This window comes from uncultured Methylibium sp. (genome assembly GCF_902826655.1).
Taxonomy (GTDB): Bacteria; Pseudomonadota; Gammaproteobacteria; order Burkholderiales; family Burkholderiaceae_C; genus Methylibium.
In genome coordinates this window covers 1-12160 of the sequence record NZ_CADEFR010000082.1, presented here as the reverse complement: position 1 = coordinate 12160, position 12160 = coordinate 1, and the positions used below count along the sequence as shown (strand labels likewise).

Below are 12160 nucleotides of genomic sequence, written 5' to 3'. Positions count from 1 at the left end.
ACATGGTGATGGCGATCGGCGGCGCCGACATGCCGGTGGTGGTGTCGATGCTCAACAGCTACTCCGGCTGGGCCGCGGCGGCCACCGGCTTCATGCTGAGCAACGACCTGCTGATCGTGACCGGCGCGCTGGTCGGATCTTCAGGTGCGATCCTGTCCTACATCATGTGCCGCGCGATGAACCGCAACTTCATCAGCGTGATCGCCGGCGGCTTCGGCGGCGGCGCGCCGGCGCCGGCCGCTGCCGGCGGTGCGGCCCAGCCCGAGGGCGAGGTGACGCCCGTCAGCGCCGTCGAGACCGCCGAGATGCTGCGCGAGGCGCGGGGCGTGATCATCGTGCCCGGCTACGGCATGGCGGTGGCCCAGGCCCAGCACACGGTCTACGAGATCACCAAGCTGCTGCGCGAGAAGGGCGTCAACGTGCGCTTCGGCATCCACCCGGTGGCCGGCCGCATGCCCGGCCACATGAACGTGCTGCTGGCCGAGGCCAAGGTGCCCTACGACATCGTGCTCGAGATGGACGAGATCAACGAGGACTTCCCCGACACCGACGTGGCGATGGTCATCGGCGCCAACGACATCGTGAACCCGGCCGCGCAGGAAGACCCGGCCAGCCCGATCGCCGGCATGCCGGTGCTCGAGGTCTGGAAGGCCCGCACCTCGATCGTGATGAAGCGCAGCATGGCCTCCGGCTACGCCGGGGTCGACAACCCGCTGTTCTACAAGGACAACAACCGCATGCTCTTCGGCGACGCGAAGAAGATGCTCGACGAGGTACTGGCGGCGCTGCGGGGCTGAGCCGCGACATTTGCGTCGGCAGGCCGGTCTCCCGGCCTGTTGGTGTTTGGCTCGAGCTTTCCTACCCTGTTTACGTGGCGCTGCTGAGTGCCGAACTCGATAGTCACCGTCGAAGCGGCCACACCGAGACCCTGACCCATGTTCGAGCAGACCTTCAAGAACATCGACGACATCCTGCACAAGGACGCCGGCTGCACCAGCGAACTGGACTACACCGAGCAGTCGAGCTGGCTGCTGTTCCTCAAGTACCTTGATGCGCTGGAGCAGGAAAAGGCCAGCGTGGCCGCGCTCGAAGGCAAAAGCTACAGCCACATCCTGGCGCCCGAGTTCCGCTGGGCCCGCTGGGCCGCGCCGCGCAACGCCGCCGGCAAGGTGGACCACAACACCGCGCTCACCGGCGACGACCTGCGCGACTTCGTCAACACGAAGCTGTTCCCCTACCTGGCCGGCTTCAAGCAGCGCGCCAGCGGCCCCAACACCATCGAATACAAGGTGGGCGAGGTCTTCGGCGAGATCAAGAACAAGGTGCAGAGCGGCTACAACCTGCGCGACGTGATCGACCTCGTGGACGAACTGCGCTTCGGCACGCAGAGCGAGAAGCACGAGCTCTCGCACCTGTACGAAGCCAAGATCCGCAACATGGGCAACGCCGGCCGCAACGGCGGCGAGTACTACACGCCGCGGCCGCTGATCCGCGCCATGATCAAGGTCACCCACCCGCGCATCGGCGAGCGCATCTACGACGGCGCCTGCGGCTCGGCCGGTTTCCTGTGCGAGGCCTTCGACCACCTGAGCAGCCAGCCCGGGCTGAGCACCTCTGACCTGCAGACGCTGCAGACGAAAACCTTCTTCGGCAAGGAGAAGAAGAGCCTGGCCTACGTGATCGGGATCATGAACATGATCCTGCACGGCATCGAGGCGCCGAACATCGTGCACACCAACACGCTGGGCGAGAACATCAACGACATCCAGGACAAGGACCGCTACGAGGTGATCCTCGCCAACCCGCCTTTCGGCGGCAAGGAGCGCAAGGAGGTGCAGCAGAACTTCCCCATCCGCACCGGCGAGACGGCGTTTCTGTTCCTGCAGCACTTCATCAAGGCGCTGAAGGCCGGCGGGCGCGCGGCCATCGTCATCAAGAACACCTTTCTCTCCAACACCGACAACGCCAGCGTGAGCCTGCGCAAGCTGCTGCTGGAAAGTTGCAACCTGCACACGGTGCTGGACTGCCCGAGCGGCACCTTTCAGGGCGCGGGCGTGAAGACGGTGGTGCTGTTCTTCGAGAAGGGCAGCCGCACGCGCCAGGTCTGGTACTACCAACTGGACCCGGGGCGCAGCCTGGGGAAGACGAATCCGCTGAACGATGAGGATCTGGCGGAGTTCGTGCGGTTGCAGGCGGGGTTTGAGAGGTCGGCGAAGAGCTGGGTTGTGGATGTGGCGGGGGTGGATGCGGAGACTTGGGATTTGTCGGTGAAGAACCCAAACGGGGGCGGCGAGGTGAAGCTGCGCACGCCGGAGCAAATCCTCGATGAGCTGGCGGCGCTTGACCAGGAAAGCGCCGAAGCTCTGTCCACGATACGAGAGCTAGTGGCGCAATGAGTGCTTGGAAGACTTGCGATCTAGGCGAACTGGCGGCAATCGGGGCGGGCAATTCGGCCCCTCAGGACGACAAGCTGTTCGAAGACGGCACCGTCCCGTTCTTCAGAACTTCTGACGTGGGACGGGTGCGATTTGGCGACATCGTGTCATCCGCAGACCGCCTCAATGAGCGGGGAGTCCGTGGACTGCGCCGCCTTCCCGCGGGAACAGTTCTCTTCCCGAAGAGCGGGGCGTCTACGTTTCTAAACCATCGCGTAATGATGCAGGTCGATGGATGCGTTTCGAGCCATCTCGCGACGATCACGGCGGAGCAGCAGCGCGCCGAACCACGGTTCCTGCTCTACTTTCTCGCGACAGTGCGCGCCCAGGACCTGGTCCAGGATCACGCGTACCCCTCTGTCAACTTGCCACTGATAGCTGGCATCAGAGTCCCGACACCACCTATTCGGGAGCAGCGCCGCATCGCCGTCATCCTCGACGAGGCTTTCGCGGCCATTGCCGCGGCGAAGGTCAACGCCGGCAAGAGCATCGAGAGCGCTCGCGAGTTGTACTCAAGTCGTCTCCAAGACCTGATTGAACAGAATGAGGCTTGGGAGCGCGTTCAGTTGGAGGAGCTACTCGCGCGCGGATGGATCGTCGGCCACCTCGATGGCAATCACGGGAGTGACTACCCACGCAAGGACGAGTTCGTCGAGGCCGGAGTTCCTTACATCGCCGCCAGCGCCATCAAGAACGGAGCGATCGACTTCGATGAGGCGAAGTACCTGTCCCCGCAGCGAGCTGCCTCTATCCGCAAAGGGCTCGCCAAGGACGGCGATGTGCTGTTTGCTCACAACGCAACGGTCGGGCCTGTAGCCATTCTCAGAACCGACGAGGACGCCGTCATCCTTGGCACGTCGCTCACCTACTACCGCTGTGATCCCCGGTACATCAAGCCTGAGTACCTGGCTCACTTCATGGTGTCCCGAGCCTTCACCTCGCAGTATCAGCAGGTCATGAAGCAATCCACCAGGAACCAGGTACCGATCACCAAGCAGCGAGAGTTCTTTCATGTGGTGCCCCCCATCGACGCACAGCGGCGTATTGCCCATGGCCTCGATGAGCTCTCCGCGCAGACTGAGCGCCTGGCTGAGGTTCAGCGCCGCAAACTTACCGCCCTCGACGAACTCAAACAATCCCTCCTCCACCAAGCCTTCACCGGCCAACTCACCGCCAAGTCCGCCGACCAGCAGCTTTCCAAAGCCGCATGAACGAAGCCGAGACCCGCGCCGAGCACGGCACCGCCCCAAGCCGCACGCCCGTTGGCGGGCCTGCGGAGCACACGGCATGAACGCGGCGCGCGACATCGACCTGATCGACCATCTGCGCGCACTGCCGGCTGAAACCGCCTGGCTCGAGTTCAAGGGCAACAACGGCGATCCCGACATGATCGGCAAGCGCTGCGCCGCGCTGTCGAACGCGGCGCGCATCGAAGGCCAGGACATCGCCTACCTGGTGTGGGGCGTCGAGGACGGCAGCCACACCGTGGTGGGCACCAGCTTCGACCCCGACACGCGCAAGGTCGGCAACCAGTTGCTGCCGCTCTGGTTGGCCAACAGCCTGCAACCCAGCATCGCCTTCAGCTTCCGCACCGTGGCCCACCCGCAGGGCCGCGTGCTGTTGCTGGAGATCCCGGCCGCCACCGGCGCACCGGTGGCGTTCAACGGCGTGCCCTACATCCGCATCGGCAGCGCCACGCCCAAGCTCACCGATTACCCCGAGCGCTACCAGCGCCTGATCGAAAAGCTGCAGCCCTACCGGTGGGAACAGGGCATCGCCCGGCAGTACGCCAGTGGCGACGAGGTGCTGACGCTGCTGGACTACAGCCACTACTTCCAGCTCACCCGGCAGCCGCTGCCCGACAACCGCGGTGGCATCTTCGACAAGCTCGAAGCTGACCGGCTGATCGTGGCCGACGTGGGGCAACGCTGGAACATCACGAACCTGGGCGCCATCCTGTTTGCGGCGCGGCTGGGCGACTTCGAGGCCGGCCTGGCGCGCAAGGCCGTGCGCTTCGTGGCCTATGGCGGCAAGAACCGCGCGGCGACGGTGACGCACCGCATGGATGGCCAGCGCGGCTACGCCGTGGGGCTGCAGGGCCTGGTGGACTACCTGAACGGGTTGCTGCCGAAGAACGAACACATCGGCGCCACGCTGCGCGAGGCGCGCCCGCTGTTCCCCGAGATCGCCATCCGTGAGCTGGTGGCCAATGCGCTGATCCACCAGGACATGACCATCAGCGGGGCCGGGCCGCAGATCGAGCTGTTCGAAGACCGGCTGGAGATCAGCAACCCTGGCGCCCCGCTGGTGCAACCCGATCGCATGATCGACCTGCCGCCGCGCTCGCGCAACGAGGCGCTGGCCTCGCTGATGCGCCGCATGGGCCTGTGCGAAGAACAGGGCAGCGGCCTCGACAAGGTGGTGCAGGCTTGCGAGGTGGCGCAGCTGCCGGCGCCGCTGTTCAGGGCGGAAGGCCATGCCACGCAGGCGGTGCTGTACGGGCCCCGGAGCTTTGCCCACATGACGCCCGACGAGCGGGTGCGGGCCTGCTACTTCCATGCAGTGCTGCGCTTCCTGAGCGGCGACAAGATGAAGAATGCCAGTCTGTGTGTGCGCCTGGGCATCGCGCCGAAGAATGCCGCGCAGGCCTCGGCGGTGATCAACCGCACCCTGGACGCGGGCCTGATCCGGGTGGCGGACCTGGAGCATCCTCGGGCCGGCTACGTGCCGCACTGGGCATGACGGTTCTTGATCCACTCTTGATTCCAGCGCCGAAGCGGGCGCGGCTGCGGAGGTTTCTTCAATGAAATCAACAGCTTGTGAACACGGCTCGGGCAAGCGCTGTCTTGATCGGGTTTTGACCCGGCACTCGGGATGAACGAAGCCGAGACCCGCGCCGAGCACATCGACCCCGCCCTCAAGGCCGCCGGCTGGGGCGTGGTCGATGGCAGCCGCGTGCTGCGCGAACACGGCATTACCCAAGGCCGCCTGCAGGCCGGCGGCCAGCGCACGCGCGCCGAGATCGCCGACTACGTGCTGGTGTACCGCAACACCCGCCTCGCGGTCATCGAGGCCAAGGCCTGGGACAAGCCGCACACCGAAGGCGTGGCGCAGGCCAAGAGTTACGCCGCCAAGCTGGCCGTGCGCTTCACCTACGCCACCAACGGCCAGTTGATCTACGGCATCGACATGGCGCAGGGCACGGAAGGTGACGTGCCCGCCTTCCCTGGCCCCGACGAACTGTGGGCGCTGACCTTCGCCGAAGCAGACCCTGGCACGGTGGCCTGGCGCGACCGCTTCGCCGCCGTGCCCTTCGAAGACCATGGCGGCAGCTGGCAGGGCCGCTACTACCAGGACATCGCCATCGGCCGCGTGCTGGAAGCCATCGCTGCCGGCCGTGACCGCATCCTGCTCACGCTGGCCACCGGCACCGGCAAGACCTTCATCGCCTTCCAGCTGGCGTGGAAGCTGTTCCAGAGCCGCTGGAACCTGGGCGACTGGAAGCGTGGCAACGAACCCAGCCGCCGCCCGCGCATCCTGTTCCTGGCCGACCGCAACATCCTGGCCGACCAGGCCTACAACGCGTTCTCGGCCTTCGAGGACCGTTCACCCGGCACGCTGGTGCGCATCGCGCCCGACGAGATCCGGAAGAAGGGCCGCGTGCCCAAGAACGGCAGCCTCTTCTTCACCATCTTCCAGACCTTCATGAGCGGCCCGCCGGTGGATGGGCAACCGGCGCCGCACTTCGGTGACTACCCGGCCGACTTCTTCGACTTCATCGTCATCGACGAATGCCACCGCGGCGGCGCGAACGACGAGAGCAGCTGGCGCGCGATCCTCGACTACTTCGCCCCAGCCGTGCAGCTGGGCTTGACCGCCACGCCGAAGCGAACGCTCAACGCCGATACCTACGCCTACTTCGGCGAGCCGGTGTTCACCTACTCGCTGAAGGAAGGCATCAACGACGGCTTTCTCACGCCCTTCAAGGTGAAGCAGATCGCCACCACGCTGGACGAGTACATGTACACGCCCGACGACGAGGTGCTGCAGGGCGACATCGAGGCCGGCCGCCGCTACGAAGAGAAGGACTTCAACAAGCTCATCGAGATCAAGGAACGCGAGGCCTACCGGGTGAAGCTCTTCATGGGCATGACCCACCCGCGCGAGAAGACGCTGGTGTTCTGCGCCACGCAACTGCACGCGCTGGCGGTGCGTGACCTGATCAACCAGAACAAGACGAGCACCGACCCGCTCTACTGCGTGCGCGTGACGGCCGACGACGGCGCGCTGGGCGAGCAGCACCTGCGCGACTTCCAGGACAACGAGAAGTCGATCCCCACGGTGCTGACCACGTCGCAGAAGCTCTCCACCGGCGTGGACGCGCGCAACGTGCGCAACATCGTGCTGATGCGGCCGGTGAACTCGATGATCGAGTTCAAGCAGATCATCGGCCGCGGCACGCGGCTGTTCGACGGCAAGGACCACTTCACGATCTACGACTTCGTGAAGGCGCATCACCACTTCAGCGACCCCGAGTGGGATGGCGAGCCGCTGCTGCCCGACGCGCCCGGCATGGGCGTTGCCAGCAGGATCGAAGAGTCCTCTCCGTCCGACTACATCCCCCCGGCCGAGCCGGACAGCGCTCCGCGGCGGCGTCTGGTGGTCAAGCTGGCCGATGGGAAGGCGCGCAGCCTGCAGAGCATGACGGCGACCAGCTTCTGGAGCGCGGACGGGCGGCCGATGTCGGCGGCCCAGTTCCTGGAGGCGCTGTACGGCTCGCTGCCCGAGTTCTTCCGGGACGAGGAGGAGTTGCGCCGCCTCTGGAGCGACCCAGGCACTCGCAAGGCCTTGCTCGCCGGCCTGGCCGAGAAGGGCTTCGGGCGCGAGCCGCTGCTGGCCATGCAGAAGTGCATCGAGGCCGAGAAGGCGGACCTGTTCGACGTGCTGGCCTACGTGGCCTTCGCCGCCGAGCCGGTGCCGCGCGAGCGGCGCGCCGCTGCCGCCCGCACGGCCTCGGCGGCCGGGCTGGACGAGCGACAGCGGGCGTTCGTGGACTTTGTGCTGGCGCAGTACGTAGACCAGGGCGTGGACGAACTCGACCCCGAGAAGCTCGCCCCGCTGCTGCGGCTGCGCTATCGCGCGCTGGCCGACGCCTTTGCCGAGCTGGGGCCGGCGGATCGCGTGCGCGAACTGTTCGTCGGCGTCCAGAAGCCGCTGTATGCCAAGGCGGCCTCCGGCAGCTGACCGACCCGGACCCGCGGCGTGTTCAAAGGGGCGGCCGCCCCTCACTTCACCGGCGTGAGCCCGTGATCGAACGAGGTCCTGGACCACTTGTCGCCGCGCCAGACCTCGCGGTGGCCGCCGCTGCCGTCGTTGCGGATCACGTAGCGGAATTTCTCGCAGCCGGCCAGTTCGATCTGCGGCTCGACGAGGGTCGTCGTCTCGGTCTTCGTCACGATCGTCGGCAGGTCGCTGCGCCGGCAGGCGTCCATCACGCCGGCGACCATGCGCAGGTAGGACTTGCCGTCCTTCTCGTAGACGGTGACGGTGCCGGAGACGTAGTTCTGCTTGTCGTACTGCCCGGTCGCGTCCTTCTTGTAGGACTTGTACTCCCAGCTCTGGGCGTGGGCGGTCGCCGCCAGCACGAGCCCGACGAGGGCGAGGATCCACGCGCGAGGCGATCGATGGGTCATCAAGGGCTCCCTGTGTGCGGCTCGGGCAGCCCGATCGTGCGCTTCGCACGCTGGAGCGGCAACCCTAGCCGGCGCTATCGAATTCCCTGACGTGGCCTGAGTAAGCCCGCAGTCAGAATCGCCCCACTTTCCCGGAGCGCGCTATGGAATCCCTTTGGCACAAGCACTACCCGGCCGGCGTGCCGGCGTCGATCAACGTCGAACAGTACCCGTCGCTGGTGGCCCTGGTCGAGGAGAGCTTCAAGAAGTACCGCGACCTGCCGGCCTACAAGTTCATGGGCAAGTCGATCAGCTTCGGCCAGGTCGACGAGATGTCGCGCGCCTTCGCCGGCTACCTGCAGTCGCTGGGCCTCGCGGCCGGCGACCGCGTCGCGGTGATGCTGCCGAACGTGCCGCAGTACCCGGTCGCGATCGCCGCGATCCTGCGTGCGGGCTACGTGGTGGTCAACGTGAACCCGCTGTACACGCCGCGCGAACTGGAGCACCAGCTCAAGGACTCGGGCGCGAAGGCGATCGTGATCATCGAGAACTTCGCCAGCGTGCTGCAGAAGGTGATGGCGGCCGTGCCGACGAAGCACGTGGTGGTGACCGCGCTGGGCGACCTGCTGGGCTTCCCCAAGTCGCTGATCGTCAACACGGTGGTGCGCAAGGTCAAGAAGATGGTGCCCGCCTTCGACCTGCCCGGCGCGGTGCGCTTCAACGATGCGCTGGCCAAGGGCCGCGGCAAGAGCTACGCGCCGGCCAAGCCCGGCCCGGACGACATCGCGGTGCTGCAGTACACGGGCGGCACCACCGGCGTCAGCAAGGGCGCGGTGCTCAAGCACCGCAACCTGGTCGCCAACATCCTGCAGTCCGAGGCCTGGTACCAGCCGGCGCTGAAGAAGATCCCGGCCGGCGAGCAGATCGTCACCATCTGCGCGCTGCCGATCTATCACATCTTCGGCTTCAACACGAACGTGATGCTCAGCATGCGCATGGGCGGCTGCAACATCCTGATCCCCAACCCGCGCGACCTGCCGGCAGTCTTCAAGGCCCTGTCCACCGAGAAGTTCCACAGCTTCCCGGCCGTCAACACGCTGTTCAACGCGATGGCCAACCACGCCGACTTCAAGACCGTGGACTGGAGCCACCTGAAGATCTCGGTCGGCGGCGGCATGGCCGTGCAGAGCGCGACCGCCAAGCTCTGGCTCGAGAAGACCGGCTGCCCGATCGTCGAGGGCTACGGCCTGTCGGAGACCTCGCCGTCGGCGACCTGCAACCCGGTCGACAGCACCGCCTACAGCGGCAACATCGGCCTGCCGATGCCCAACACCGAACTGAAGCTGCTCGACGACGACGGCAACGAGGTGCCGATGGGCACGCCGGGCGAGATCGCGATCCGCGGCCCGCAGGTGATGGCCGGCTACTGGCAGCGCCCCGACGAGACCGCGAAGGTGATGACGGCCGACGGCTACTTCCGCACCGGCGACATCGGCACGGTCGACGAGCGCGGCTACTTCAAGATCGTCGACCGCAAGAAGGACATGATCCTGGTGAGCGGCTTCAACGTCTACCCGAACGAGGTCGAGGACGTGGTGACGCAGATGCCGGGCATCCTGGAGTGCGCCGCGGTCGGCGTGAACGACGCGAAGGCGGGCGAGGCGGTCAAGCTCGTCATCGTGCGCAGCGACCCGGCCGTCACCGAGTCGCAGGTGCGCGCCTATTGCGAGAGCAACCTGACCGGCTACAAGCGGCCCAAGATCGTCGAGTTCCGCACCGAGCTGCCCAAGACGCCGGTCGGCAAGATCCTGCGCCGGGAGCTGCGAGACAAGACCTGACCGCGGAGCGGTCAGGTCTTGCGGCGAAGGGCTGACCATGACCCTGGCCTTGATGGGCGCGCTGCCCGAGGAACTGGCCGGATTGCGTGCGGCGCTCGTCGCGCCGGCCGTGCATCACCACGCGGGGCGCGAGTTCGTCACCGGCCGGCTCGACGGCCGCGACGTGGTGCTGGTGCTGTCGCGCATCGGCAAGGTCGCCGCGGCGACCACCGCGACGCTGCTGATCGAGCGCTTCGGCGCCGAGGCCATCGTCTTCACCGGCGTGGCCGGCGGGCTGGCGCCGGCCGTGCATGTGGGCGATGTCATCGTCGCGCGGCAGCTGCTGCAGCACGACCTGGATGCGTCGCCGCTGTTCCCGCGCCACGAGGTGCCGGGCAGCGGCCGCGCGCGTTTCCCGGCCGATGCCCCGCTGTCCGATGCGCTGGCGCTGGCTGCCCGCGATGCCCTGGACGCCGAGCGCATCGGACTGGCCGCGTCGCTGGCATCGCTGGGCATCACGGCCCCGTCGGTGCACGAGGGCCTGGTGGTCAGCGGCGATCGCTTCGTCGCGACGGCCGCCGAGAGCGCCGCGTTGCGCGCCGAGCTGCCCGACGCGCTGGCCGTCGAGATGGAAGGCGCGGCGGTGGCCCAGGTCTGCCACGACTGCGACCTGCCGTTCGCGGTGCTGCGCACCGTCTCCGATCGCGCCGACGACAGCGCCCACATCGACTTCCGGCGCTTCATCTCCGAGGTGGCCGGGCCGCTGGCGGGCGCGATCGTGCGCACCTGGCTGCGGCGCGCGGGGCCCGAGCTCGGCTGAGCCGGCCGCTCAGGCGCGCTTCAGGTCGTGGTGCCGCAGCGGCAGCTCGCGGATGCGCTTGCCGGTGGCCGCGAAGATCGCGTTCAGCACCGCCGGCGCCGCCACGGCGATGGTCGGCTCGCCGACGCCACCCCAGAAGCCGCCCGAGGGCATGACGAGGGTCTCGACGCGCGGCATCGCCGCCATCTGCATCACCGGGTAGCGGTCGAAGTTGGTCTGCACGATGCGCCCGCGCTCGACGGTGCACTCGCCGTACAGCGCCGCCGACAGCCCGAAGGCGAAGCTGCCCTCGACCTGGGCCTCGATCTGCTGCGGGTTCACCGCATGGCCGCAGTCGGTGGCCGCGACGATGCGGTGGATCGTGAGCCGCCCTGCGTCGTCGACCGAGACCTCGGCCACGGCCGCGACGTAGCTGCCGAAGCCCATCACCTGCGCGATGCCGCGAAACACGCCGGGCGGCGCCGGCCGGCCCCAGCCGGCGCGCTCGGCCGCGGCCTCGAGCACCGCGAGGTGCTTCGGATGCTTCGCCATCAGCTTGCGGCGCAGCGCCAGCGGGTCCTGCTGCGTCGCGTGCGCGATCTCGTCGATGAAGCACTCGAGGTAGAACGCGTTCTGGTTGAGGTTGACGCCGCGCCAGATGCCCGGAGTCACCGGCGGGTTGTACATCGCATGGTCGATCAGCAGCTGCGGCAGCGTGTAGCCGAGCGCACACTCGGCGCCGCCGGCCTCGAGCCCCTGGAACACGAGGCCGTCCTTGCCGTCCTTCAGGTGCTGCGGCGCGACCGAGGCGATGATCGACTGCCCGGAGATCCGCAGGTGCAGGGCCTGCACCTCGCCCTGCGCGTCGAGGCCGGCGGTCAGCCGGCCGCGCGTCACCGGGTGGTAGGCGCCCTGGGCCATGTCCTCCTCGCGCGACCACAGCAGCTTCACCGGCACCCCCGGCACGGCCTTGGCCACCGTGACGGCCTGGCGGATGAAGTCGTGGCTGCTGCGGCGTCCGAAGCCGCCGCCGAGCGACAGCTTGTGGATGTCGCACTGCGCGATCGGCAGGCCTGACGCCTCGGCGACGACCGGCAGGGCGATGTCGGCGCTCTGCGTCGGCGCCCAGACCTCGCAGCGCGCCGGGGTCGACGGCGTCGCCGGCGTGTAGCGCGCCGTGGCGTTCATCGGCTCCATCGTCGCGTGGTGCTGGTAGGGGAAGGCGTAGCTCGCCTCGACGCGGCGCGCGGCGCCGGCCAGCGCTGCCGGGGCGTCGCCCTGCTGCGTGCCGACCAGCGCGCCGGCGGCGTCGAATCCGGCCTTGAGCGTCGCGTCGATCGCGGCGCTGGAGAGCTGCGCGTGCGCGCCTTCGTCCCAGACGATCGGCAGCGCGTCGAGCGCGGTCTTCGCGTGCCACCAGGTGTCGGCGACGACCGC

The 12160-nt window shown here is 67.6% G+C and carries 9 protein-coding genes; 7 read left to right on the top strand and 2 right to left on the bottom strand.

Annotation, left to right across the window (positions count from 1 at the left end):
• The 5 genes from QZV97_RS19020 to hsdR form a co-directional block, all read left to right on the top strand.
• The coding region (locus QZV97_RS19020; RefSeq protein WP_295646412.1) for an NAD(P)(+) transhydrogenase (Re/Si-specific) subunit beta at window positions 1-797 on the top strand (797 nt) is incomplete at its 5' end.
• A gap of 138 nt (window positions 798-935) precedes the next feature.
• On the top strand, window positions 936-2396 hold the full coding sequence (locus QZV97_RS19015) for an N-6 DNA methylase (RefSeq protein ID WP_295646409.1): 1461 nt from the start codon (window positions 936-938) through the stop codon (window positions 2394-2396).
• Complete coding sequence (locus QZV97_RS19010) at window positions 2393-3646, top strand: restriction endonuclease subunit S (RefSeq protein WP_295646406.1); 1254 nt, start codon at window positions 2393-2395, stop codon at window positions 3644-3646. The genes QZV97_RS19015 and QZV97_RS19010 overlap by 4 nt, the downstream gene beginning before the upstream one ends.
• A 76-nt stretch (window positions 3647-3722) precedes the next feature.
• Window positions 3723-5177 (top strand): ATP-binding protein, encoded by a 1455-nt coding sequence (locus QZV97_RS19005; protein ID WP_295646403.1) that lies wholly within the window; start codon window positions 3723-3725, stop codon window positions 5175-5177.
• A 132-nt stretch (window positions 5178-5309) separates the two neighbouring features.
• Window positions 5310-7679 carry an EcoAI/FtnUII family type I restriction enzme subunit R gene (hsdR, locus tag QZV97_RS19000; protein WP_295646400.1) on the top strand — a complete coding sequence of 790 codons (2370 nt, stop codon included), beginning with the start codon at window positions 5310-5312 and terminating at the stop codon, window positions 7677-7679.
• A gap of 41 nt (window positions 7680-7720) precedes the next feature.
• Here hsdR and QZV97_RS18995 read toward each other — a convergent pair whose 3' ends face one another.
• A complete protein-coding gene (locus QZV97_RS18995) occupies window positions 7721-8128 on the bottom strand; it encodes a hypothetical protein (RefSeq protein WP_295646397.1) in 408 nt (135 codons plus the stop codon).
• 143 nt (window positions 8129-8271) lie between these two features.
• Here QZV97_RS18995 and QZV97_RS18990 point away from each other — a divergent pair, with 143 nt between their 5' ends.
• Together QZV97_RS18990 and QZV97_RS18985 are read left to right on the top strand one after the other, a co-directional pair.
• Window positions 8272-9945 (top strand): long-chain-fatty-acid--CoA ligase, encoded by a 1674-nt coding sequence (locus tag QZV97_RS18990; RefSeq protein ID WP_295646394.1) that lies wholly within the window; start codon window positions 8272-8274, stop codon window positions 9943-9945.
• Between the two features lie 37 nt (window positions 9946-9982).
• Window positions 9983-10744: a 5'-methylthioadenosine/adenosylhomocysteine nucleosidase gene (locus tag QZV97_RS18985; RefSeq protein ID WP_295646391.1), complete on the top strand. Its 762-nt coding sequence runs from the start codon at window positions 9983-9985 to the stop codon at window positions 10742-10744.
• Window positions 10745-10753: 9 nt separating this feature from the next.
• Here the strand turns inward: QZV97_RS18985 and QZV97_RS18980 are convergent.
• A partial coding sequence (locus QZV97_RS18980) for a molybdopterin cofactor-binding domain-containing protein (RefSeq protein WP_295646388.1) occupies window positions 10754-12160 on the bottom strand: 1407 nt, incomplete at its 5' end.